At 72.6% G+C, this 24,089-nt stretch carries 19 protein-coding genes, 1 tRNA gene and 1 pseudogene; 2 read left to right on the top strand and 19 right to left on the bottom strand.

The annotated features are described in order from the left end of the window. From ACFYOP_RS04585 to ACFYOP_RS04605, 5 genes are all read right to left on the bottom strand, one after another. A complete protein-coding gene (locus ACFYOP_RS04585; RefSeq protein WP_356890551.1) occupies positions 1-1,968 on the bottom strand; it encodes a substrate-binding domain-containing protein in 1,968 nt (655 codons plus the stop codon). After that, complete coding sequence (locus ACFYOP_RS04590) at positions 1,958-3,496, bottom strand: sugar ABC transporter ATP-binding protein (RefSeq protein WP_356890549.1); 1,539 nt, start codon at positions 3,494-3,496, stop codon at positions 1,958-1,960. Before ACFYOP_RS04590 ends, ACFYOP_RS04585 begins: the two co-directional genes overlap by 11 nt. Continuing rightward, positions 3,493-4,518, bottom strand: a complete 1,026-nt coding sequence (locus tag ACFYOP_RS04595) for a LacI family DNA-binding transcriptional regulator (RefSeq protein WP_356890547.1) — start codon at positions 4,516-4,518, stop codon at positions 3,493-3,495. The genes ACFYOP_RS04590 and ACFYOP_RS04595 overlap by 4 nt, the downstream gene beginning before the upstream one ends. Before the next feature lie 188 nt (positions 4,519-4,706). Beyond that, the gene (locus ACFYOP_RS04600) at positions 4,707-5,135 is read right to left on the bottom strand and encodes a DUF2809 domain-containing protein (protein WP_356890545.1); all 429 of its coding nucleotides are present in this window, start codon (positions 5,133-5,135) and stop codon (positions 4,707-4,709) included. A gap of 63 nt (positions 5,136-5,198) precedes the next feature. Further along, positions 5,199-5,286: transfer RNA gene (locus ACFYOP_RS04605), tRNA-Leu, on the bottom strand. Between the two features lie 166 nt (positions 5,287-5,452). On the opposite strand from ACFYOP_RS04605, the gene ACFYOP_RS04610 reads away from it, so the two are divergent. Then, positions 5,453-6,778, top strand: a complete 1,326-nt coding sequence (locus tag ACFYOP_RS04610) for a DUF2254 domain-containing protein (RefSeq protein ID WP_356890543.1) — start codon at positions 5,453-5,455, stop codon at positions 6,776-6,778. Positions 6,779-6,811: 33 nt separating this feature from the next. Here ACFYOP_RS04610 and ACFYOP_RS04615 read toward each other — a convergent pair whose 3' ends face one another. Further along, on the bottom strand, positions 6,812-7,483 hold the full coding sequence (locus ACFYOP_RS04615) for a class F sortase (RefSeq protein WP_356890541.1): 672 nt from the start codon (positions 7,481-7,483) through the stop codon (positions 6,812-6,814). 127 nt (positions 7,484-7,610) lie between these two features. Then, a complete protein-coding gene (locus tag ACFYOP_RS04620; protein ID WP_356890539.1) occupies positions 7,611-8,108 on the bottom strand; it encodes a sortase in 498 nt (165 codons plus the stop codon). A gap of 562 nt (positions 8,109-8,670) precedes the next feature. Between ACFYOP_RS04620 and ACFYOP_RS04625 the strand changes: the two genes are divergently transcribed. Beyond that, entirely contained in the window at positions 8,671-9,057 is a 387-nt protein-coding gene (locus tag ACFYOP_RS04625; protein WP_356890537.1) for a hypothetical protein, read from the top strand. Here ACFYOP_RS04625 and ACFYOP_RS04630 read toward each other — a convergent pair. The 12 genes and pseudogenes from ACFYOP_RS04630 to ACFYOP_RS04685 form a co-directional block, all read right to left on the bottom strand. Next, positions 9,047-9,427, bottom strand: a pseudogene (locus tag ACFYOP_RS04630) (aldehyde dehydrogenase family protein); the annotation flags it as partial. The gene ACFYOP_RS04625 and the pseudogene ACFYOP_RS04630 sit on opposite strands and share 11 nt — an antisense overlap. A 253-nt stretch (positions 9,428-9,680) precedes the next feature. Next, the gene (locus tag ACFYOP_RS04635) at positions 9,681-10,310 is read right to left on the bottom strand and encodes an HAD family acid phosphatase (protein ID WP_356890535.1); all 630 of its coding nucleotides are present in this window, start codon (positions 10,308-10,310) and stop codon (positions 9,681-9,683) included. 198 nt (positions 10,311-10,508) lie between these two features. After that, the gene (locus ACFYOP_RS04640; RefSeq protein WP_356890533.1) at positions 10,509-11,672 is read right to left on the bottom strand and encodes a sugar phosphate isomerase/epimerase family protein; all 1,164 of its coding nucleotides are present in this window, start codon (positions 11,670-11,672) and stop codon (positions 10,509-10,511) included. 11 nt (positions 11,673-11,683) lie between these two features. Beyond that, complete coding sequence (locus tag ACFYOP_RS04645; RefSeq protein WP_356890531.1) at positions 11,684-13,123, bottom strand: nucleotide pyrophosphatase/phosphodiesterase family protein; 1,440 nt, start codon at positions 13,121-13,123, stop codon at positions 11,684-11,686. After that, entirely contained in the window at positions 13,120-14,289 is a 1,170-nt protein-coding gene (eboE, locus tag ACFYOP_RS04650) for a metabolite traffic protein EboE (protein WP_356890529.1), read from the bottom strand. Before eboE ends, ACFYOP_RS04645 begins: the two co-directional genes overlap by 4 nt. 12 nt (positions 14,290-14,301) lie before the next feature. Further along, complete coding sequence (locus ACFYOP_RS04655; RefSeq protein ID WP_356890527.1) at positions 14,302-15,150, bottom strand: TatD family hydrolase; 849 nt, start codon at positions 15,148-15,150, stop codon at positions 14,302-14,304. Beyond that, positions 15,150-15,797: an EboA domain-containing protein gene (locus tag ACFYOP_RS04660; protein WP_356890525.1), complete on the bottom strand. Its 648-nt coding sequence runs from the start codon at positions 15,795-15,797 to the stop codon at positions 15,150-15,152. The genes ACFYOP_RS04655 and ACFYOP_RS04660 overlap by 1 nt, the downstream gene beginning before the upstream one ends. After that, positions 15,794-16,717, bottom strand: coding sequence for a sugar phosphate isomerase/epimerase family protein (locus tag ACFYOP_RS04665; protein ID WP_356890523.1), 924 nt, complete (start codon positions 16,715-16,717; stop codon positions 15,794-15,796). Before ACFYOP_RS04665 ends, ACFYOP_RS04660 begins: the two co-directional genes overlap by 4 nt. Further along, positions 16,714-17,877, bottom strand: a complete 1,164-nt coding sequence (locus ACFYOP_RS04670) for a UbiA family prenyltransferase (RefSeq protein WP_356890521.1) — start codon at positions 17,875-17,877, stop codon at positions 16,714-16,716. Before ACFYOP_RS04670 ends, ACFYOP_RS04665 begins: the two co-directional genes overlap by 4 nt. Further along, the gene (locus tag ACFYOP_RS04675; protein ID WP_356890519.1) at positions 17,874-18,992 is read right to left on the bottom strand and encodes an inositol-3-phosphate synthase; all 1,119 of its coding nucleotides are present in this window, start codon (positions 18,990-18,992) and stop codon (positions 17,874-17,876) included. The genes ACFYOP_RS04670 and ACFYOP_RS04675 overlap by 4 nt, the downstream gene beginning before the upstream one ends. 105 nt (positions 18,993-19,097) lie before the next feature. Continuing rightward, positions 19,098-22,793 carry a ThuA domain-containing protein gene (locus ACFYOP_RS04680; protein WP_356890517.1) on the bottom strand — a complete coding sequence of 1,232 codons (3,696 nt, stop codon included), beginning with the start codon at positions 22,791-22,793 and terminating at the stop codon, positions 19,098-19,100. A gap of 239 nt (positions 22,794-23,032) precedes the next feature. Then, entirely contained in the window at positions 23,033-24,040 is a 1,008-nt protein-coding gene (locus tag ACFYOP_RS04685) for a sugar phosphate isomerase/epimerase family protein (protein ID WP_356890515.1), read from the bottom strand. Between the last annotated feature and the right edge of the window lie 49 nt (positions 24,041-24,089).

The raw sequence follows: 24,089 nt of genomic DNA on the forward strand, positions 1-24,089 counted from the left end.
TCACGAGAAGTCGGCGACGTTCTCTGCGGTGACCACCTTGACCGGCACCTTCACCGTGCTCTCGACGTCCTTGCCCTGCGCGGCCCTGAGGGCGTTCCGCACGGCGATTCTGCCGAGCTCGGCGGGCTGCTGGGCGACCGACGCGTACAGGGTGCCCGCCTCGACGGCCCGCAGACCGTCGGGGGTGCCGTCGAAGCCGACGACGGACACGGACTTCCCGGCCCGGATGCCCAGTGCCTTGACCGCTCCGAGCGCCATCTCGTCGTTCTCCGCGAAAACGCCGTCGATGCCGCGGTTGGCCTGGAGCAGGTTGGTCATCACGTCGAGGCCCTTGGTGCGGTCGAAGTCCGCGGGCTGCTTGGCGAGTACCTGGATGCCGGGGTAGCCCCTGAGGCCCTCGGCGAAGCCCGCGCCGCGCTCTCGACTGGCGGACGTGCCGGCGGTGCCCTGGAGGATGACGATCCTGCCCTTGCCTCCGAGTTTCTCGGCCAGGGTCTTCGCGGCGAGCTTGCCGCCGGCGACGTTGTCGGAGGCCACCAGGGCGGTGGTCTCCGCCTTGTTGACGCCGCGGTCGGCGGCGACGACAGGGATGTCGGCCTTGTTGGCGCCGCGTACGGACGGTCCGACCGCGTCGGAGTCGACGGGGTTGACGATGACCGCCTTCACGCCGGAGCTGGTGAAGTTCTGGAGCTGGTTGGCCTGCTGGGAGGCGTCGTTCTGCGCGTCGGTGACGGTGAGTTCGATGCCGGCGGCCTTCGCCTCCGCCTGCGCGCCCTCCTTCATCTGCACGAAGAAGGGGTTGTTGAGCGTGGACAGCGACATGCCGATCCGGGTGGTGGTGGACGACGCGCCGGGGTTGAGGAGGGAGACCGCGCCGACCACGGCCGCGACGATCGCCGCGGCGACGGCGAACTTCACCGCGTCCTTCTTCTTTGCTCCCGGGCCGCCGGTCCCGGCCGCGGCCGCGCCGCCTGCGGTGGCCCCGGCGCGGCGGCGCAGGGTGTCCAGCAGTACGGCGAGGGCGATGACGACGCCGATGACGACCTGCTGCCAGAAGGCGGAGACCGACAGGAGGTTGAGGCCGTTGCGGAGCACGGCGAGGATCAGCGCGCCGATCAGGGTGCCGGACGCCTTGCCGACGCCACCCGCGAGGCTGGCGCCGCCGATGACGACGGCGGCGATGGCGTCGAGCTCGTAGCCCTGCGCGGCCTGCGGCTGGGCGGAGGCGAGCCGGGAGGCGAGGACGATGCCGGCGACGGCGGCGAAGAGACCGGACAGGGCGTAGACGACGAGCTTCTGCCGCTTGACGCGCAGGCCGGACAGCCGGGCGGCCTCCTCGTTGCCGCCGATGGCGTACATGGAGCGGCCGATGTAGGTGCGGCCGAGGATGACGGCGGTGACCAGGCCCATCGCGATCATCACGAGGACGGGGACGGGCAGCCAGCCGCCGAGGGTGTCACCGAGCGAGGAGACGGACTCGGGGAAGGCGATGGGGCTGCCCTGCGAGATGACGAGGGACAGGCCGCGGCCGATCGACAGCATGGCGAGCGTCGCGATGAACGGCGGAAGTCTGCCGTACGAGACGAGCGCGCCGTTGACGAGTCCGCAGGCGATGCCCGTCGCGACCGCGAGGATCACGGCGATCCACACGGGCACGCCTTCGCTCGTCGCCGTCCAGGCGAGGACCGTGGCCGAGAGCGCGGCGACGGAGCCGACGGACAGGTCGATGCCCGCGGTCACGATGACGAAGGTGACACCGAAGGCGAGGATCGCGGTGACGGCGGCCTGGACACCGACGTTGAGCAGGTTCTGGGTGGTCAGGAAGTCGCCGGAGAGCAGCGACATCGCGACGAGGAGGACGACGAGGGCCGTGAGCGCGCCGTTGTCGAGGAGGACGCGGCGCAGGGCGGAACCTCCTGCCGAGGCGCCGCTCGCGCCCTTGTGGTTCAGCTGCGTGTCAGTGGCCACGGGGGCTCTCCTCTTCGTTCACCGCGGTGTGCGTCGTGGGGGACGTGGTGACGGCCAGGGCCATCACCGCGTCCTGGGTGGCTTCTTCGGCGCCGAGTTCGCCGGCGATCCGGCCCTGGGCCATGACCAGGACCCGGTCGCTCATGCCGAGGACCTCGGGCAGGTCGCTGGAGATCATCAGGACGGCGTGCCCGGAGGCGGTGAGCTCGTTGACGAGCTGGTAGATCTCGACCTTGGCGCCGACGTCGATGCCGCGCGTCGGCTCGTCGAGGATCAGCACCCGGGTGTCGGCGAGCAGCCACTTGCCGATGACGACCTTCTGCTGGTTGCCGCCGGACAGCGTGCGTACGTGCTGGCCGAGGCCGGCCATCCGTACGCCGAGCTGCTCGGCGATCCGCGCGGCGGCGGTGCGCTGGGCCCGCAGGTCCACGAGGCCGGCGCGGGTCGCGGAGCGCAGGGTGACCAGGCCGAGGTTCTCCTGCACGGACGCGTCGAGGACCAGTCCCTGGCCCTTGCGGTCCTCGGGTACGAGGCCGAGGCCGGCGCTCATCGCGGCGGTGACGTCGTGCGTGGGCAGGGTCCGGCCGAGGACGTCGACGGTGCCGGTGTCGTACGGGTCGGCGCCGAAGACGGCGCGGGCGACCTCGGTGCGGCCGGCGCCCACGAGTCCGGCGAGGCCGACGACCTCTCCGGCCCGCACCTCGAAGGTGACGTCGTGGAAGACCCCGTCGCGGGTCAGGCCGCGCACGGAGAGCAACGGCTCGCCGGTCTCGGGGCGTTCACGCGGGTACTGCTGCTCGATGGATCGGCCGACCATGAGCCGCACGAGCTCGTCCTCGGGGGTCGAGGCGGGGACCTGGTCGACGGAGCGGCCGTCGCGCAGGACGGTGACGCGGTCGCCGAGGGCGGCGATCTCCTCGAGGTGGTGGGTGATGAAGACGATGCCGACGCCCTCCTCGCGCAGCTGCCGCACGATGGCGAAGAGCCTGTCGACCTCCTCGGAGGTCAGGACGGCGGTCGGCTCGTCCATGATCAGGACGCGGGCGTCGAGGCTGAGGGCCTTGGCGATCTCGACCATCTGGAGCCAGGCGATGCCGAGTTCGCGCACGCGTGCCCGCGGGGAGACCCGCACGCCGACGCGCTCGAGCAGTGCGGCCGCGTCGGCCTCCATCTTCTTCCGGTCGATCAGGCCGAAGCGCCGCGGCTGGCGGCCGAGGAAGATGTTCTCGGCGACCGTCAGGTCGGGCACCAGGTTGAACTCCTGGTAGATGGTGGCGATGCCGAGACGTTCGGCGTCCTGCGCACCGTGGATGCGGACCTCGCGCCCCTCGGCGAGGATGCGCCCGCTGTCGGGGCGGTAGGCGCCGGAGAGCATCTTGATGAGGGTGCTCTTACCGGCTCCGTTCTCACCGAGGAGGACATGCACCTCACCGCGGCGCAGGTCGAAATCGACGGAGTCGAGCGCGACCACGCCGGGAAAGGTCTTGCGGATCCCTTCGATGCGCAGCAACTCGTCCTGGCTGCTCACACGTTGCTCCTGTTCCGGGAGGGGGCGGCGGGCGTCTCGCCGCAGGAGCGGCGTACAACGAGGCGGGCGGGGAGGGTCACGGACTGCGGGGGTCTGCCCTCGATCAGGTCGACCAGTGCCCGTACGGCGGCTCTGGCCAGGTCGGCGACCGGCTGCGCGATCGCCGTGACCGGCGGGTCGGTGTGCACGAACCACGGGATGTCGTCGAACGCGGCGAGGGCGATGTCCTGCGGGACGCGCAGTCCGCGGGCGCGCAGCGCGTCGAGGGCGCCGAGGGCCATCAGGTTGTCGGCGGCGAAGACGACGTCGGGCGGTTCGGGGAGAGTGAGGAACTCCTCGGTGACGCGGCGACCGCTGGCCGCCTGGAAGTCGCCCTGCCCGATGTACGCGTCGGGCAGCGGCAGCCCGTACTCCCGCAGCGCCTCGCGGAACGCCTCGACGCGTTCGTGGCCCGTGGTGGTGGCCGCCGGGCCGGCGATGATGGCGAGCCTGCGGTGGCCGAGGCCGTGGAGGTGGGCGACCAGGTCGCGGATCGCCTGCCGGCCGTCGGCGCGGACGACGGGGACGTCCACGCCGGGGATCCAGCGGTCGACGAAGACCATGGGCGTCCCGCCGCCCGCCGCGTCCACCATCAGCGGGGAGCGGCCGTCGGCGGGCGAGACGAGCAGACCGTCGATGCGTCGTTCGAGGAGCGTGCGGACGTGGTGGTCCTGGAGGTCCGGCTCCTCGTTCGCGTTGCCGATGATCACGCTGTAGCCGAGGGTGCGGGCCTCTTCCTCGACGAAGCGGGCCAGCTCGGTGAAGTACGGGTTGAGGACGTCGCTGATGACGAGTCCGATGGTGCGCGTCTGGTCGGTGCGCAGCGACCGGGCGACCGCGTTGGGCCGGTAGCCGAGCGCTTCGACGGCGGCGAGGACGCGGGCCCTGGCGTCGGGGCTGACGGACGGGTGGTTGTTGAGCGCCCGCGAGACCGTGGCGACGGACAGACCCGCCGCGGCGGCGACATCCTTGATGCCGGCCATGTCCGGACCACCTCCTTGTGGTTTCCATGAGCCTTCGCGCCATGGGCCGGTGAACCCATGGAAACGTTTACACGAGGAGATGGAAACGTTTACATCCCGGGAAGCGCAAGACCCTCGCGACGGGCGAGATCGGATCGTGACGGGCGCGCTCGGACGAGCGGAGCGGCTCGGGGCCCGGGCGAGCGCCGTTACGCGCGGTCGGCGGACGGAGCGGGCGACCGGCCCGCCCGGCGGGTGAGCACCCCGTGGACGCACCAGCCCAGCGCCGCCCCCACGGCGTACCAGGCCAGGTCGGGCGCGTTGAAGGTGGATCCGAGGACGAGTCGGGCGACGACGCTGTGCGCGGACAACTCCGCGGGCAGCCGGGTGAGTTGCAGGGCTTCGACCGCCCAGCTGAACGCCAGCGCCGCACCGGCGGCCACCGCGGGCCGCACCCGGGGCGCCATCCACACGACCAGAGCCAGGACCAGGACGGTGTAGAGCGCGTCCCCCGCGTACTTCGCGACGCTCCCGTGCGCCAGCGCCCGGACGCCGAGCCCGGCGGCAACGGTGAGGCCCGCGGCGACGGCCGCCGCCTGCCGAGTGCGCCCCGGTCCGCCGATGCCCCGACTGCTCATACCGGTTGTCACTCCAGCCCAGCCGTGAAAACGAGAAAGACCCCAGCTGAGCTGGGGTCCCGCTGGTGTCCGAGGGGGGACTTGAACCCCCACGCCCGATAAAGGGCACTAGCACCTCAAGCTAGCGCGTCTGCCATTCCGCCACCCGGACTCAGGTGATGCGCCCCGGTCTCCCGCGGCGACATGGACAACAATACCAGGGCTCCGGGGTGCCTCTCACCCGCATATTGCGTGGTCAGGGACGCCGGGGGCTGCTAATCACGGGTGGCACAGCGTGTATCCGCACGGAAGCGGTCCGTGAGACTACGGTCGGCTCCGTGAGCCTTCGTACCCATCGGCAGCCGCGGCCCCTGTCCCCGCTGCGCGAGCATCTGCGGGACACCTTCTGGTTCGCGCCCAGCGCGGCGCTCGTGCTCGTCTTCGTGCTCTGGGTGCTGGCCGACGCTCTCGACGCGGCGCTGCTGGAGGCGCTGCGGGAGGACGGCGACCTCGACTCCGTGCGCACGCTGATCGCGTGGGCGGAGGACGCGAAGACCATCGTGACCACGATCGCCTCCGCGATGATGACCTTCATCGGTGTGGTGTTCAGCATCTCGCTCGTCGCGGTGCAGATGGCGGCGGGGAACTTCAGTCCCCGCATCGTGCGGACCTTCATCCGGAGCCGGATCAGCAAGGCCACGTTCTCCGTCTTCCTGGCGACGTTCCTGCTGTCGCTGCTGGTGCTGACCTCGTACGACAGCGAGAAGGACCCCCAGAAGGTCGTCTCGGTGCCGCTGCTGCAGAGTGCGCTGACGCTGCTGATGGTGGGGCTCAGTCTGCTGCTGTTCATCGCCTATGTGACCCAGACGCTGCAGCTGATGAAGGTGGGGCCCGTGGTGGAGCGGGTGGCGCGGGAGTCGTTCCGGGTGCTGGAGCGGATGCCGGCGCCCGGGTCCGACCGGGCGCCGCTGAGCGAGGTGGTGGCGACCGTCCCCCACCGCGGGCGGTCGGGGACGCTGCGGGACGTGCATGTGGCGCGGCTCGTGCGGGCCGCCCGCCGCAAGGACGTGGTGCTGCGGCTGGTGCCCCGGATCGGGGACTTCGTGGTGCCCGGGACGCCGGTCATCGCCGTGCACGGTCCGCGGAACGGCGGCCCGCGGAAAGGGCTGCCGGCCCGTCAGGTGCTGCAGTCCTCGGTGTCCGTGGGCGTGGAGCGGACGTTCCATCAGGATCTCGGGTTCGGGCTGCGGCAGCTGTCCGACATCGGGCTGCGGGCGCTGTCGTCGGCGGTGAACGATCCGACCACCGCCGTGCAGTGCGTCGACCGGATCGTGCAGTTCCTGGCGGCCGCCGCGGACCGGCCGCTGGGGGCCGTGCACCACCGGGACCGCGACGGGGCGGTGCGGCTGGTGCAGGACGGCCCCGAGTGGGGGGATCTGGTCGATCTCGGCTTCGCGGAGCTCCGTGGTCAGGCGGTGCGTGACCCGCAGGTGTCGCGGCGGCTGATGGCCGCGTTCGACGATCTGCTGCGGCTGGTGCCGGACGGGCGGCGGGAGCCGCTGGAGCGGCACCGCGCCCTGCTGGTGCAGGCGGTGGAGCGGGGTGTGGCCGAGGCGGCCGAGCGGGCGTTCGCGCTCACGCCCGACCGCCAGGGCATCGGGTGAGAGGGCGCGGAGGGGCCGACGGCGGGCTCCCCGCTACCGGACCGCGCTCAGGGTCGCGTAGACGACGACGTTGCCCTGGTAGCCGGTGCCCCGGGAGTAGGCGCCGCCGCAGGTGATCACCCGTAGTTCGGGCCGGCCGGAGTCGCCGTAGACCTTCTCGTCCGGGAAGTCGTCGCGGTCGTGGACCTCCACCGCGTCGACGGTGAAGACGGCCGTACGCCCGTCCTCGCGCATGACCTCTACGGTGTCGCCCTTGGTGAGGGCGCCGAGCCGGTAGAAGACGCCGGGGCCCATGGGGGTGTCCACATGGCCGGCGGCGACGGCCGTGCCCACCGAGCCGGGCGCGGTGCCGCGGCCGTACCAGCCGGCCAGGGCGGGTTCGTCGGCGGGCGGTGGCTGCAGCGCACCGGTGTCGTCCAGTTCCAGTGGCGTCATGGGGGCGTTCACGCCGATGGCCGGGATCAGCATCCGGACGGGGTCCGACGGCGGCAGGGCCGGGGCAGCGGTGGGCGCCGGCGTGGCGCGCGGCGCGGGGAGGGCGGCGGCGGACCGGGCCTGGGCGGCCGAGGGCTGCGGCGGCTGTTCGTCCCGTACCGCGTTGGCCACGAGCAGGATTCCCGCGATCGCCGCGCAGGCGAGCACCTTGAACGAGGGGACCGGGGACGCCGGTCCTTCGGCGCTCCCCGGCCGGTGACCGTTTTCCATCGTGGCGGGGCCTCTGTTTCGGCGGCGGCTGTTTCGGCGGCGGACGTGACGATCCCCGCGGCCCCCGGCACCGGTGCGTCGGCGCTGCCGGGGGCCGCGGGAAAAGGCGGGCAGGGGGCAGCGACGGTCAGGTGGTGACGCTGCTCGCGCGACGGCGCGTCCTCGCCACCGTGCCGGCCGCCGCTCCGGCGAGCAGCACACCGCCCAGGGCGAACTGGGTGGTCCTGCCCGTGGCGTCGCCGAAGCCCGCGTCCACCGCGCCGCTGGGGCGGCCGGTGATCTGGTACGTGCTGGTGACCTTGACCCGCGGGGGGCACTTCAGGGTGACGGTGTCGCTGCCGGAAGCCGCGTCGGCGGGGAGTTGGAACTCGCCCACCAACTCCCCCGCCCGGTCGCCCTCGAAGAGGTGGAACGGGCCCGCCGCCTCCGACACCCCCTTGCCGTACGTCTCCTTCCCGCAGGCGGTGGTGGTGACGGTGACCGTGGTCCCCGGCATGGCCCTTTGCTCGCTGATGCTGACGCTCGCGTCGCCCTCTCCGGCCGCGGCGGCCGCGGCCGCCGGGGAGGACAGGGCGAGGGCGCCGAGGATCAGGGCGGCCGGGAGTCCGGCAGGTGCGATACGCATGAAGTCCTCCAGTGAAGCAGTGTCCGGCCTGTCTGCGCGGCGCCTGTGCCGAGTCCCCTTGCCGTGCCCGGTGCACGAGGCGGCCGACAGTTAGAGATCACCGCAACGGGACGAACCGACACCTCACCGTCGCCCGGTGAGCCGTACGGCCCGCTCCTCCGCGCCCGTCGCCGCAGGTCACCGCGGCGCACGACACAGGAAGGCGGGCGCAGACGGGCTAGTGGGCGCCAGAGGGAGGGGGCCCTGGCCCCTGGCGGCACATCGGGCTGTGCCCGGGGTGTATGGCATGCCCATGACCGAGGCCGCTCCGGCCGGGCCCGCCTACGATGGCGTCCGGGGCCCCGGGGTCGTCGGCGGGGGCGGCCCGGGCTTCGAGCCCGTCGCCGGCTGAGCACATGGCCGTACCGGGGAGCCACGACGCAGGGGAGCAGACAGTGGGGGACGGGGCGCGCTCCCGGCGCGCGTTGCGAGACGAGCGGCGGCGGCAGTACGAGGCGGAGGCCGCGGGCCGACGACAGCAGCGGAGACGCGGGGCCGCCGGCGGTGGCGCCTGTGGGCCCATGTGAGCGCGCTGGTGGCGTACGGCACGGGCGTCGCGCTGTGGTGGCCGCTCTCGCCCCATCAGCGCGGGCTGCTCTACGTGGGGCTGTTCGTCGTCCTCCTCGTCGTCATGGAGCGCGCGGTGCGGTCCTGGGTGAACGCGTTCGGAGTCGGCGGCTGGCTGGTGACGTGCATGGTCGCGGGCGGCGCCACGAGCCATGACTACGGCGTCGAGGGCAGTCCCGTCGGCGCCGCGGTCTGCGCCGGGGTCTTCCTGGTCGTGGGCCGTCTCGGGGTCTGGCTCTATGTCTGGACGGCGGACAGGCCAGAGCCCGCCCGGCGGCGGTCGGGTGCGGGTCGGCGGCCGCGAGGTCGCGTCCCGCCCCCGGCCGGCGGCCTCAGGCGTTGAGCTGGCAGTCGGGGAAGTTGCCCGGCAGGCGCTCCCCCGCCGGGCCGTCCGTCACCGCCCGCACCAGCAGTTCGCCGCCGACGAACGCTCCGCGCCACGACGCTCCGAAGCCGCCGACGAGTTCAACGCGGTCACCGCGCGAACGGGGCCTGTTGTGGGCGGTCTTGAAGGCGCGGATCTGGGGGGCGAGGCGCTCGAACGTCGCCGCGTCGTCCGTCGAGAGCGTGGCGACGAGCGCGCCGCCCGAGGCGTTCATCGCGGCGAGGAGTTCCGCCTCCGTGTCGACGAGGACGATCGTGTCGACCGGGCCGAAGGGTTCCGCGTGGTGCAGCGGCGAGGACGGGGGCGGGTTCAGCAGGGTGACGGCTACGGTGGTGCGTTCGTCCTCGCCGGTTCGATCTCGCTGTTCGCCGGCTGTGTGGCAACGTGCCCGCACCCGCCGGGGCGGCCGCGGTAGGGCCGGATCACGGCCAATCCGCAGCCGGTCAGCCGGGACGCGGGCTGAGGCGCCGTCCGCGCCGTCCGCGTCGTCCGCGTCATTCCACGTCGGTCCGCGTCCGGCCACGGGTGGCCGCGGCCGGGAGACCGGTCGCCGCGGCCACCCTGCCTCGTGCGCGGGGCCGTTACGAGAGCTGGCCGTCGTAGTCGGGGAGCTTGAAGGTGCGCTCGGCGTGGCCGCCGACCAGGTCGGTGGTGTTGTTGCCGATGTTGGCGATGATCGTGTAGCCCTTGGCCTCGATCTCGGCGCGCTTCTCGGTCTTGTAGGCGCTGACCTCGTGGAACAGGTCGGGCAGATCGCGGACGTACAGGCCGTCGACCGGGTAGCCGACCCGCTTCAGGTTCCAGTCGGTGAGGGAGTGGATGATGCCGGGGCGCGCGGTGACGAAGAAGACGGCGACACCGCGGGAGTCGGCGTAGCGGGCCAGCTCGCGCATCGTGTCGATGGCCGGGGTGGGCAGCTCCCAGAACGGGTGGAAGTGCGTCTCCAGCGAGGTGTTGTCGATGTCGAGGACGATCGCCTGCTTCTCCCCGTCCGCGTCGGCGGTGCGCTGCTCGATGTAGGGGCGGGCCTCCTCGACGACGGCGGCGACGTCGCGCAGCCAGGTGTCGTAGTCGACGCTCTGCGCCTGTACGGCGCTCGCCGTCTTGGCGGTGGTCGTGTCCGCGTGGGCGGAGGCGACGGGGAGGGCCGCGACGAAGGTCAGGGCGGCGGCGGTCGCGGTGGCGCGGACCGTCCAGATGCGTGCGTGCATGGGGGGTTCTCCTGGGTGTGGAGGCAGCTCAGGGAGTCCGTTCGGCCGTGATCGGACGAACGGGTTGACATGCTCGCGCTTAATGATGGACGGCAGGCGACGTTCTTACTACTGGTCGGTAGCATCTTTCGTTTCTCCGCACGGCGGGCGGGCGGCCCGCCCGGTGGACCCCTGGCCACCGGGAGGACCGCCGCCGGATCAGCGGCGGGCGCGCAGCGCCGCCAGGTTGAGGTAGCTCTTGCGGGCGACCTCGAGGGACTGGCCCGGATCCGTGGCGCTGGGCGCGCCGTCGTGCTCGATCATCGGGTTGTGGTAGTTCTTCGCCCCCACCCGCCGGAAGAACCTCCGGTAGTCGATGTCGCCCTCGCCGAACGTCACCATGTCGTAGCCCTGCCCGCTCTGGGTGTTGACCGCGCCGTCCTTGGCGTGGAACAGCGGATAGCGCATGGTGTGCCGGGCCACCAGACCGGCCGGGTCGAAGACCTGCTGGCGCTGCGAGCCGTCGTGGGCGGCGTACGTGTGGAACTTGTACTGGGCCACGTGCGCCCAGTAGATGTCCATCTCCAGCCAGACGGCGTGCGGGTCGGTCACCTCCAGGAAGTACTCCAGCTTGCGGATGCCCGAACTGCGGGTCGGCCGGCCCTGGTCGTCGAGCGGGCCGCCGTCGAGCAGGAAGCCGTACGCCGAGTCGTGGTTGTGGGTGTAGAGCTTGACGCCCTCGCGGCGGGCGATGGCGCCGAGGGCGTTCCACTTGTCGGCGGCCACGTCCCAGTCGGCCCGGTAGGAGCTGCCGGTGGGGTCGCCACCGGTGCCCATGTGGCCCATGCCCAGGATGTTGGCGATCTCCAGATGGCGCTTGAAGTTGTCCAGGTCGGCGGGGGTCAGCGGCCAGGAGCCCGGGATGAAGCCGTGGTTGCCCTGCGCCCGCAGCCCGTACTCGTCCAGCCAGGACCGCAGCAGTCGCGCGCCCTCGACGCTTTCCAGGCTCGCGCCGCCCGGGGCGTTCGGGTGCTGGCGGTATCCGGCGAACTCCACCTGCTCGTAGCCGTAGCGGGACAGCTGCTTGAAGACCTCGCGGAAACCGGACGGCAGGGCCGTCGACAGCGGGTCGCGGGCCGTCGCGTCGCGGACCGTGTAGAGGATGATGCCGCGCTTGTGCGGCGGGATCAGCGCGGACCGGCCGTGGTCCGCCGCGCCGGCGTCCGGCTCGCTCAGCGCCAGGGCCGGTGCGGCGCCGACGACGGGGGCGGCGATCGCCACCGCGGCCCCGGCCGTGCAGGTGCTGAGGAAACGGCGGCGGCTGACGCCGAGACTGCGGCGCAACGAGTCGTCGGTGGCGGTCTCTTCGAGATACGCGGTCACGTGATTGCCTCTCACTTCGAGTGGACACTTCTGCCGGGCGCGCTGCCTTCCCCGCCGTCGCCCTGGCGGTCGAGGCCGGCCAGGGAGAGCAGCAGGGACTTCACTTCGGTGGCCTCGACGCGGCCCGACACGGCGCGGGGGGTGGAGCACAGGACGAGCGGGCCTTCTTCGTCGCTCGCGGGGAGGCGGCCATGGCTGCCGCGGATCGGTGACGGGTCCAGCGGCACGACCGCGAGGCGGTAGCGCATGCCGAGCTTCTTGCGGGCCACGGCCTTGGCGGCCTTGAGGCGCACATACGGGTCGTGCGGGTCCATGAACAGCTCGACGGGGTCGTAGCCGGGTTTGCGGTGGATCTCCACGAGCTGGGCGAAGTCGGGGGCACGGTCGTCGTCGAGCCAGTAGTAGTACGTGAACCAGGCGTCCGGCTCGGCGATCGCCACCAGCTCCCCCGAGCGCGGATGGTCCAGCCCGTGGTCCTTCTTGCCCTCGTCGTCGAGGAGTTGCTCGATCCCGGGCAGGCCGGCGAGTGCCTCGCGGGTGGCGGCGAGCTCCTCGGGCCGGCGCACATAGACGTGGGCGAGCTGGTGGTCGGCCACGGCGAAGGCGCGGGAGGCCATCGGATCGAGATACTCCATGCCGTCCTGGGTGTGCACCTCCAGCAGACCGGCCCGGCGCAGCGCGCGGTTGATGTCGACCGGGCGGCTCACCCCCGTGATGCCGTACTCGGACAGGGCGACCACCGTGCGGCCCTCCTGCCGGGCGTCGTCGAGCAGCGGGCCGATGACGGCGTCGAGGTCGGCGGCGGCGCGGTGCGAGCGGGGGTCGTCGGGGCCGTAGCGCTGGAGGTCGTAGTCGAGGTGCGGCAGGTAGCACAGGGTCAGGTCGGGGTGGCGGGTGCGCATGATGTGGCGGGTCGCGTCGGCGATCCACCGGCTGGAGGCGATGCCGGCGCCCGGGCCCCAGAAGTGGAAGAGGGGGAACGTGCCGAACTTCTCGGTCAGTTCGTCGTGCAGGGCCGGCGGGCGGGTGTAGCAGTCGGGTTCCTTGCGGCCGTCGGCGTAGTACACCGGCCGGGGGGTGACGGTGATGTCGGTGTCGGCGCCCATCGCGTACCACCAGCAGATGTTGGCGACGGTGTAGCCGGGGTGGGCGCGGCGGGCCGCGTCCCAGATCTTGTCGCCGGCCACCAGGCCGTTGTGCTGCCGCCACAGCAGTACGTCGCCGAGTTCGCGGAAGTACCAGCCGTTGGCGACGATGCCGTGCTCGGCCGGGAGGGCGCCGGTGAGGAAGGTGGACTGCGCGGCGCAGGTGACGGCCGGCAGCACGGTGGTCAGATTCGCCTGCGAGCCGGCCGCGGCGAGCGCTTTGAGGCGAGGCATCCGGTCCAGGAGCCGGGGGGTGAGGCCGACGACGTCCAGGACCAGAAGGGGGGTGGGGCGCGTGTCGCTCATGGCAGTTCCTTGAGGCCGAGGTCGGTCAGCAGGTCGCGGGCCAGGGTGAGTTCGGCGGCGATACCGTCGGCGAGCTGCCCCCTGGTGCGGGGTCGCAGCTCGGGCGGGAGTGCCTGCCAGGTGTACGTCTCGACCTCGAGATGACGGGTCAGGGGCTCGGGCACGCCCACGAGCCGGGTCAGGGTGTCCTGGAGCACGGGCAGCGTCGAGGCGAGCGGCTCGGCGGGCGGCGAGTGCAGCGGGACGTGGAAGTGGGCGCGCCAGGGGGCGCCGTCGGGGAGCGTGTCGCCGGCGACGGCCTGGTCCAGGTCGTCCGTTCCGCGCAGGCCGGCCGCGGTGAGGGTCCGGGTCTGGTGCAGGAACCGGGGCTCCGCGAAGGCGGCGAGCGCGTCGCGCACCTCCGGCAGGTGCGGGTTCTCGGCGTGCAGCGCGGCGGACAGCTGCGCCTTGGGGACGGTGACGCCCGCCGCGGCGAGGGCGGCGAGCGCCGTGCCGGGATCCTCGAAGGAGGTGGCGAGATGGCAGGTGTCGACGCACACCCCGATCCGGCTGCCCGGCAGGGCGCTGAGCGGTCCGATCGCGTCGGCGGTGGTCTCCACCGTGCAGCCGGGCTCCGGTTCGAGGGCGATACGGATCGACTTGCCGGTCAGCTCCTCGAGCGCGTCGAGCCGCCCGGCGAGCGTGGTCAGCGCGGCGCCGGCGAGCGCGGCGGCGTGGTCGTCGAAGTCGGTGCGCCAGGCGAGCGGAAGCGTGGAGACGGTGCCCTCGGTGACGTCGTCGGGCAGCAGGGCCGCGAGGAGACGGGCCAGGTCCGTGGTGTGCGCGAGGCGTTCGGCGTCGGCCCAGTCCGGTTTGTAGACGCGGTACTTGACCTCGTCCGCGCCGAAGCCCTCGTAGGGGAAGCCGTTGAGCGTGACGACCTCCAGGCCGCGCCGTTCCAGTTCGGCGCGCAGCCCTCGCAGCGCCGCCGGGTCGGTGACCAGGGAGCGGGCGGCGTCCCTGGCGAGCCACAGGCCGATGCCGAGGCGGTCGCGTCCGAGGCGTCTGCGGACCGGTTCGCAGTGGTCGCGCAGCTGGGCGAGGACGCCGTCGAGGGTCTCCGCGGGGTGGACGTTGGTGCAGTAGGAGAGGTGGACGGTGGAGCCGTCGGGGTGACGGAAGCGCATCCGTGTCTCCTCTCATTCCCCGCCGCGCAGCACGGAGTTGCCCTCGTGTAGGCTCTCCGGCTTCGGAACGTCGAGCTGGAGACGGCCGCTGAGGCCGTAGAAGGCGACCGGGTTGCGCCACAGGACCTGGTCGACGTCGTCGTCCGTGAAGCCGGCCGCGAGCATGGCGTCGCCGACGCTGCGGGTCTTGAGCGGGTCGCTTCTGCCCCAGTCGGCGGCCGAGTTGACGAGGATCTTCTCCGTCCCGTACGTCCGCAGGATCGTGACCATGCGGTCCTCGTCCATCTTGGTGTCCGGGTAGACGGAGAAGCCGAGCCAGCAGCCGCTGTCGCGGGCGGGCCGCACGGTCGTCTCGTTGAGGTGGTCCAGCAGGACGCGGTCCATGGGCAGGTTCGACGCGCGGACGACGTCCACGGTGCGCCGGAGGCCGGCCGGCTTGTCGCGGTGCGGGGTGTGGACGAGGGCGGGCAGGCCGTGTTCGGCGGCCAGTTGGAGCTGGGCGGCGAGCGCGGCGTCCTCCGCGGGGGTCATCGAGTCGTAGCCGATCTCGCCGACGGCGACGACCGAGTCCTTGACCAGATAGCGGGGCAGCGCGTCCAGTACGGGCGTGCAGCGGGGGTCGTTCGCCTCCTTCGGGTTGAGCGCGATGGTGCAGTGGTGGGCTATGCCGTACTGGGCGGCGCGGAACGGCTCCCAGCCGAGCAGCGCGTCGAAGTAGTCGAAGAAGCTGGCCGGCGAGGTGCGGGGCTGACCCAGCCAGAACGACGGCTCGACCAGGGCGCGCACCCCGGCGGCGTACATCGCCTCGTAGTCGTCGGTGGTGCGGGACGTCATGTGGATGTGGGGGTCGAAGATGCGCATCACAGCTCCTGGGGCCGCCGGGCCCGCTCACCGGTCAGGGCGAGCGCGCGGTCGAGATCGTGGGGGGTGTCGCGGCCGGCGGCGGTGCGCTCGGCGGCGTAGTCGGTGAGCATCCGGGCGAGTTCGCCGTCGCCGGCCGCCCGTACGGCCAGATCCGCGACCGCGTCGAGGGGCACGCCGGTGAACAGGCACTTGAGGACGGCGTGCCGCCAGGCGTGCGGGTCGAGATGGGCGGCGGCGTACGGGCCGACGGCGGCGGAGACGAGCCGGGTGTCGTTGGTGCGCAGGGCGTCGTCGACGAGGTGCACGGCGCACGGGCCGTCGACCAGGGCCGGCAGCGCCAGGAGCACGGCGCGGCGCTCGGCGGCGCTGCCCTGCTGGTAGAGCCGCGTCAGGGTCTCGACCCCGGCCCGCGCCGCGACGAGCAGCAGCGTACGGACGGCGTCCGCGTTGTCCTGGCCGCAGTGCCGCCCGGCGGCGGCGAAGCGCAGCTCCCAGCTGTGCGCGGTGTACGGGGAGGAGGCGGCCGGGGGCGCCTGCGCGGCGCGGCCGGCGTCGGCCAGCGCCTCGTCGAGCCAGGCCCGGGCGGCGTCGTCGGCCAGCCGGGCGCCGACGGCCGCGCGGGTCGGGGGGGCTGGTTGCGTCACGGTGCCGGTGCTCCCTTCGGGGCGGGGGCGCCTTCGGCGCGGGTCGTGTCCGCGGGGCTCGCGGGGCTCGCGGATCTGAGGAAGTCGATGGAGCGGCGGGCCTGTTCGGGGCCCGCGTGGGAGTGGCGGGGCAGCTCGACGACCGTGAGGCCCTGGTAGCCGGTGGCGGCCAGTGCCGCCAGCACGGGCGGGAAGTCGATCTCCCCTTCGCCGAACGGCAGATGCTCGTGCACACCACGGCGCATGTCCTCGATCTGCACATGCCGCAGCCATGGCGCGGCCGCGCGGACGCACTCTTGTGGCGAGTCCGGCTCCAGACACCGGCAGTGGCCGATGTCGAGGGTGAGGCCGAGCGGCGCGGGGTTGCCGAGGGACGTGCGCAGATGGTGGAAGTCGGCGAGGGTGGCGAGGAGATGGCCCGGCTCGGGTTCGATCGCGACGGGCACGCCCGCGAAGGCGGCGGCGTCGAGCACCGGCAGGATCGCGTCCTCCAGGCGCTTCCACGCGGTGTCGGCGTCCGTGCCGGGCGGGGTGGTGCCGCTGAAGCAGTGCACGGCGTGCGCGCCGAGGTCGGCGGCGACCTTGACCGCGGTCACCAGCAGCCGAGTACGGGCCGCACGGCCGTCCGGGTCCGGGTCGAGCAGGGACGGGCCGTGCTTGCGGCGCGGGTCGAGGACGTAGCGGGCGCCGGTCTCGACCGTGGCGGTCAGCCCGTGCTCGCCGAGCCTGCGGGCGACCCGTCCGGTGCGGGCGGCGAGGCCGGGGGCGAGCGGGTCGAGGTGCATGTGGTCGAGCGTGAGCCCGACCCCGTCGTAGCCGAGGTCCGCGAGGAGAGCGAGGGCGTCGTCGAGGCGGAGGTCGGTGAGGCCGTTGGTGCCGTAGCCGAGGCGGAGTCGGTCCGGGTTCGTCTCAGGACTCATGTGGGGCTCACCTTCCGTGCGAGCCGGCGGGCGACCGGCACGAGCGCCATCACCGCGAGGCCGGTGACACCCGCGCCGGACCGGACAGCGAGCGCGGCCTGAAGCGGGATCATGGCGCGGATGCCGCCGCCGACGGCGCGCTGCGTGAGCGGCGGGGACGGGTTGAGGGCGGCGTGCAGATAGGGGGTGGCGGCGGTACGGAGGTACGCGGCGGCGAGCAGGGCGGGTCCGGGCCGGGGCCCGGGCCCTGGCCCGGCGGGTGGGCGTGCCAGGGCGGCGGCCGTCGCCGCGGTGGCCGCGAGCGCGGCGAGCGGGGTGATGGTGGAGCCGCCGTGCGCCTCGTGCCGGGACACGGCGGTGACGGCGTAGGTGTGCGCGGCGAGCACGGCGGCGGCGCGGGTGGCGCGGGCGGGGGCGGTAAGTCCCCCACCCCGCCCCTTTCCGAAACCCTGACGGGACCCAGGAGGCACCGCCCCCGAGCCCCCGGCGGCAGCTGCGCGCCGCAACCACCGGGCGAACGCCCCGGAGGCGGGACGCGCGGCCGGGTTCCCTGACGCCCCGCGCCGGGGTGCGGGTGCCGGTGCCGCCACCGGCGAGGCCGTTCCGGTCGACCGAACCGCCGGGCCGGCGGTGGCCCGGACCGTGCCCGGCCGGGGCGCGGCAGGGGCCGGGGCCGGGCGGGCCGGCCGCTTCGTGGGGGCCGCGGACAACGTTGCCGTCGTGCCCAGGAGGAGGTCCAGCGCGCGGGCCGTCGCCATCGTCGCGGGGGCCGCGCGGGTGTGTTTCAGGTGGAGGTCGTAGGACCAGACCGTCGTGGAGAGGGCCGTGGCCAGGGCCAGGGCGGGGCGGCCGGCGCGGGATGCCAGGGTCAGGCCCGTCGCCGTGAGGGCCGCGGCCGCGGTCAGGGCAGCGGCGGGGGTGCTGCGGCCCGAGGGGATCGGGCGGTGGGGGCGGTCGACGGCGTCCTCCTCGCGGTCGGCCCAGTCGTTGAGCGCCATGCCCGCCTCGTACAGGCACAGGGAGGCGCCGACGGCGTACGCCGTGCCCCGGTTGGGCCGCAGCCCGGCGCAGGCCGCGCCCGCGAGGGCGTCGCCGGGGACCGTGAACAGCGCGGAGACGCGCAGCAGTTCGGCCCAGGCACTCAGCCGTGCGCGGGTCATCGCGCGACCCGCAGGCGGTCCGCGAAGGACAGCAGCGCGGTGAACTGTTCGGACAGGCCCGCCGGGCCGCCGTCCGGGTCCTTGAAGTAGAAGCCGAGTTCGGGCAGCGGCCCGGACAGACCGGCCTCGTGGGCGCGGGCCACCAGCCGGGCCAGGTCGAGCACCAGAGGCGCCGCGAGGGCGGAGTCGCAGCCCTGCCAGATGGTCTGGAGGATCATCCGGGAGCCGAGGAAGCCGTCGAAGGCGATGTGGTCCCACGCGGTCTTCCAGTCGCCGAGCGCGGGCACGTCGTCGATGTGGACCTCGCCCTCCGGCGTCGTCCCGAGGGTGTCGGCGAGGACGCGTTCCTTGCCGGCGTTCTTCGCCGCGGCCGCGGCCGGGTCGGCCAGCGCCGCCCCGTCGCCGCCGCCCAGCAGGTTCGTGCCGGACCAGGCCCTGACGGACAGGGCGCGCTGCAGGAACATCGGGGCGAGCACCGACCGCAGCAGTGTCTGGCCGGTCTTGCCGTCGCGGCCCGCGTGGGGAAGTCCACCGGCCGCGACGGCGTCGGTGAGGGCCGGGGTGCGCAGGCCGGTGGAGGGGGTGAAGTTGACGTAGGGGCAGCCGGCCCGCACGGCGGCGGCCGCGTAGAGGGAGCTGGGCGGCAGCCGTACGGCGTCCGGCTCCGGCAGAGGTTCGGTGGAGGCGACGTTGACGACGACGACGCGGGCCAGGGCGTGCCGCGAGCGGAAGGCGTCCATGTCGGCGGCGAAGGCGGCGATGAGTTCCTCGTCACCGCGGGCGTCGCCGGCACCGGGTCCGCCGGGCCGTATCTCCCGGTCGGCGGCGGCCAGTTCGGTGCGGACTGCGGCGGCGAGCCCGTGCGGCAGGACGCCGGCCCCGGTGAGGTGTTCCGCGCGCTTGGGCAGCGGGCAGTGGGCGGTGTCGTGGCCGCCGAAGACGAGGGTGGGCAGGGCGGGCAGCCCGGTGCCGGTGAAGGCCGGCGTCTCCGTGACCATGCCGGTCGGCGGGTGCAGTCCGGCGGTGACCGCCGCGCATCCGGCGACGGCCGTGGTGGCCACGGAACCGCGTGCTCCGACGAACCAGACTCCGGTGCGTGTGTTCCCGTCTGTCACGGGCTGCCTCCCTGCCAGGTCGTTGTTGCGATGGGGTGGAGGACGGCGGGCGGGGGGTACGGCGCCTCCCCGCCCGCCGCCGGCTCATGGGGCGGCCCCGCTGTCCTACGAGGGCAGCTCCTTCAGCTGGATGTTCCGGAAGGCCACCTGGTCGCCGGAGCCGTGGTTCTGGAGGCCGATGTGGCCGTCCGCCAGGCTGCGGGCCGGGTCGGTGTTGGTGAAGTCGTTGATCTTCTCTCCGTTGAGGAAGACCTGCAGACGTTCGCCCGTGACCCGGATCTCGTAGCTGTTCCACTCGCCGGGCGGCCGCAGCACCCGGTCGCGGGTCTCGGTGTCCGCCGACTTGAAGCCGTAGACAGCGCCGGTGGTGCGGTCGGCGGCGTCGGTGGCGTCGATCTGGATCTCGTAACCCTTGTTCACCGCCGACCACGGGTCGTCGGAGGCGGGGAAGCCGACGAAGACGCCCGAGTTGTCGTCGCCGTCCATCTTCCAGTCGAGCCTCAGCGAGTACGAGCGCAGCTCCTTGGCCTGGTACCAGAGCAGGCCCATGCCGCCCACGGTGTGGAGTTCGCCGTCGACGACGTCGAACCGGCCGGGTCCGGCCTGCTTCCAGCCGTCCAGGGTCTCGCCGTTGAAGAGGGCGCGGTAGCCGGTGCGCGGCTTGCAGTCGGCCTTGACCTGCCCGGTCGCGTACCGCAGTCCGCCGAGGAGGTGCTGGCGGAAGGCCGGCTCCGCGTACGACTCCTTGGTGTGACCGCCGCCGGTGTAGAAGGCGCGGCCGCCCTCGTACGTCTGGCACCAGGCGATGGGGTGGTCGCCCTTCATGGTGCCGCCCTCGTAGGTGGTCTCGTCGAGGGTGGCGAGGACGCGGGCCTGCGCACGCGGGTTGGAACGGTAGTTGTACCACTCGTCGGTGCGCTCCCAGGGGCCGTCGATGTGCGCGGTGGCCGGGTGGTCGTGGTCCTCCACGCGGACGGTCGCGGGCTGGATGCGCGGGTGCGAGTCGAAGTAGGCGCCGACGAGGCCGCCGTAGAACTCCCACTCGTACTCGGTGTCGGCCGCCGCGTGGACGCCCATGTAGCCGCCGCCGGCGGCGACATAGTCCTCGAACGCCTTCTGCTGGTCGGCGTTCAGCACGTCGCCCGTGGTGGAGAGGAAGACGACGGCGTCGTAGCGGGCGAGGTTGGCGGCGGTGAACTGGCCCGCCGCCTCGGTGGCGTCGACGGTGATGTCACCGCTCTTGCCCAGTTCCTTCAGCGCGGCGACGCCGGCCGGGATGGAGTCGTGGCGGAATCCGGCGGTCCTGGAGAAGACCAGGACCCGCTTGGCCTTGCGGTCGACGGGGGTGTCGGAGAGCTTGAAGTCGTCCACGTCGTACAGGGCTCCCGCGCCGCCCTTGAAGACCAGGAAGAGCTTCGTGGTCTTCTCCGGCACGCCTCGTAGGGGTACGTCGATGTCCTGGAACGTCTCCCAGCTGCCGGTGACGGGGACCGGCGCCGAGCCGAGGACCTTGCCGTCCGCGGACCCGATGCGCACTTCGAGGGTGCCGCCGGCGCCGCCGGAGGAGATGCGGGCGGTGAGCTTCTTGGAGCCGGTCAGGTTGTACGGCGTGAAGGAGATCCAGTCGCCGTTGTGGATGTCGCCGACGGTCTTGCCGCCGTGGGCGGCCGCCTTGTCGAAGGTGTTGACGCCCGACTGGTCGTCGAAGTGCTCGGCCTGCCGGTGGCGGGGCTGGAGCTGCGCCTGGTCGTGGCCGGTCAGCGCGGCCTGGCCGCCGCCTCCGCCGTCGGTGTACTCGGCGTCGAGGACTCCGAAGATGTTGGCGTTGGGGTCGTGTCCGCCGTCCGCGGAGGTCTTGATGGCGCCTTCGCAGCCGGTGGCCGAGGTGATGGGGTGGCCGTGGCTGTCGTGGCCGAGGATGTAGTTGACCGTGACCTTGGAGCAGTCGACGGTGCCGTCCTCGGGGTCGGTGACGGTCACCTTGAACGGGATCTCGTCGCCGAAGTCGAACAGCGCGCCCTCGGCGGGCAGTTCGAGCTTGACCTCGGGTGCGGTGTTGCCGACGACGACGTGGACGCCTGCGGCGCCGGTGCGGCCCGTCGGGTCCTGCGCGGTGACCGTCGCGGTGTAGGTGCCGTTCTCGGTGTACTCGTGGACGGGGTTGGCCTCTGTGGAGGTGGTCCCGTCGCCGAAGTCCCAGCTGTAGGTGAGGGTGTCGCCGTCCGCGTCGGTGGTTCCGGCGGAGGAGAAGGCGACGCGCAACGGCGCCTGGCCGGACGTCTTGTCGGCGGCGGCCTCGGCGACCGGCGAGCGTCCGCCGGTGGCGTTCTCGATGCGGTACAGGCCGGCGTTCTCGTCCCCGCCGAACCAGGCGGTGCCGTAGTCGAGGACGTACAGCGCGCCGTCCGGGCCGAAGGCCATGTCCATGACCTGGGTGCCGGTCCACGGGACGGGGTTGATGGAGCGGACCGTGCCGTCCTCCGCCGTGTCGATCCGCTTGATCCAGCGGCGGCCGAACTCACCGGCGAAGAAGTCGCCGTCGTACGCCTCGGGGAACTTGACCGGGGAGTCGAGTTCCGCGTCGTAGTGGTAGACCGGGCCGCCCATCGGGGACTCGGAGCCGCTGCCGAACTCGGGGAGCGAGCCGCCGTCGTACGGGATCCAGGCCGGCTGCGCGGGCGGCAGGTCGACGAGGCCGGTGTTGTGCGGCGAGGTGTTCTTCAGGTCGGCGCAGTCGAAGGTGGCGCCGGAGGTCTTGGTGGCGAAGTCGTAGTCGACGTACGGGTCGTTGTCGCCGGTGCAGAAGGGCCAGCCGAAGTTTCCGGGGCCGGTGACACGGGCGAACTCGACCTGGCCGGCGGGGCCGCGCTTCGGGTCGGCGGCGCCGGCGTCGGGACCGTAGTCGCCGACGTAGAGGACGCCGGTCTTCTTGTCGACACTGAAGCGGAACGGGTTTCGGAAGCCCATCGCGTAGATCTCGGGGCGGGTCTTCTCCGTGCCGGGGGCGAAGAGGTTGCCCTCGGGGATCGAGTACGAGGCGTCCTCGTTCACCTTGATGCGCAGGATCTTGCCGCGCAGGTCGTTGGTGTTCCCGGAGGTGCGGCGGGCGTCGTAGGCGGGGTTGCGGCCGGGGCGCTCGTCGATGGGTGTATAGCCGTCGGAGGCGAAGGGGTTGGAGTCGTCGCCGGTCGACAGATAGAGGTTGCCCTCGGCGTCGAAGTCGATGTCGCCGCCGACATGGCAGCAGATGCCGCGGGTCGCCGGGACGTCCAGGATCTTCTTCTCGCTGGCGTTGTCCAGCGTGCCGTCCTCACGGAGCACGAACCGCGAGAGCCGGTTGACGCCGTCGAACCTGGCGAAGTCGGCCGCGGTGCCCTCATTGGGTGCGTCGCCCGCGGGGGTGTTCATGGGCGGCGCGTAGTAGAGGTAAACGAAACGGTTCTGCGCGAAGTCCGGGTCCAGGCCGATGCCCTGGAGACCCTCTTCGTCGTGCGAGTAGACGGGGACGGTGCCGACGACGCGGGTGTTGCCGGCCGCGTCCGTCATCCGCAGCTCGCCGCTGCGCGAGGTGTGGAGCACACTGCGGTCGGGCAGCACGGCCAGCGACATGGGCTCGCCGGTCTCCTCACCGCCCTTGGCGAGCGTGACCTGCTGGAAGTCCTCCGCGGCCGCGGAGACGGCCGCTTCGGGGTCGGCCGCGGACGCGGGGGTCGGCGAGGTGAGGGCCAGCGAAGTGGCGGCGAGCAGGCCGCCGGTGAGCAGTGCGAGTGCCTTGCGGCCTCTGGGCCTTGTTCTGTGCACGAATGTCCTCCGGTAATCCGGTCGAACGGGCGGTGTGCCGTGGAACCGGAGTGCGCCGTCACTCCCGAACCACCTATGTCGTGTACACGAGATGGGACCGTAGCCGGGTTCGTCCTGAACGGAAAGCCCTTGTGCAGCCAGGAAGTTGAACTTTTTCCCAGTGCAGGACAAAGACGTGCCCGGGCAGCCCGGACCGGCCCGGCGGCAACTGTTCCCACCGGGCCCGGACCTGGCATGTTCTAGTTGTCGCCGCCTCCGAAGGCGGCGTCGAAGGAGGCGGTCGGCGGCTCGAAGTCGAACCGTTTCAGATCCGCAAGCGCTTGGGGCGCGCCCATGAGCCGGTCCATTCCGGCGTCCTCCCACTCCACCGAGATGGGCCCGTCGTAGCCGATCGAACGCAGCATCCGGAATACGTCCTCCCACGGCACGTCACCGTGCCCGGCGGAGACGAAGTCCCAGCCGCGCCGCGGGTCGCCCCACGGCAGATGGGAGCCGAGCCGCCCGTTGCGCCCGTCCAGGCGCTTGCGGGCCTCCTTGCAGTCGACGTGGTAGATCCGGTCCCGGAAGTCGTACAGGAAGCCCACCGGGTCGAGGTCCTGCCAGACGAAGTGGCTCGGGTCGAAGTTGAGGCCGAAGGCCGGCCGGTTGTCCACCGCCTCCAGGGCGCGTCTGGTGGTCCAGTAGTCGTAGGCGATCTCGCTGGGGTGAACCTCGTGGGCGAAGCGGACGCCCTCGGCGTCGAAGACGTCCAGGATCGGGTGCCAGCGCTCGGCGAAGTCCTCGTAGCCGCGCTCGATCATCCGCTCGGGCACCGGCGGGAACATCGCGACGAGATGCCAGATCGACGATCCGGTGAAGCCGATCACGGTGTCGACGCCGAACGCCGCCGCGGCCCGCGCGGTGTCCTTCAGCTCGGCCGCCGCCCGCCGCCGCACCCCCTCGGGCTCGCCGTCGCCCCAGATCCGGGCGGGCAGGATGCCCTGGTGGCGTTCGTCGATCGGGTGGTCGCAGACGGCCTGGCCGACGAGATGGTTGGAGATCGCCCAGCACTTGAGGCCGTACTTCTCCAGCAGCGCGTGCCGCCCGTCCAGGTAGGACGGGTCGGCCAGCGCCTTGTCGACCTCGAAGTGGTCGCCCCAGCAGGCGAGTTCCAGACCGTCGTAGCCGAAGTCCCGGGCGAGCGAGCAGACCTCCTCCAGCGGCAGATCGGCCCACTGGCCGGTGAACAGGGTGAACGGGCGTGGCATGGTGCCTCCAAACCGGGTTTACTGCCGGGCCGTGCCGGATTGCTGCCGG

The organism is Streptomyces sp. NPDC006294 (assembly GCF_042870895.1).
Lineage (GTDB): Bacteria > Actinomycetota > Actinomycetes > Streptomycetales > Streptomycetaceae > Streptomyces.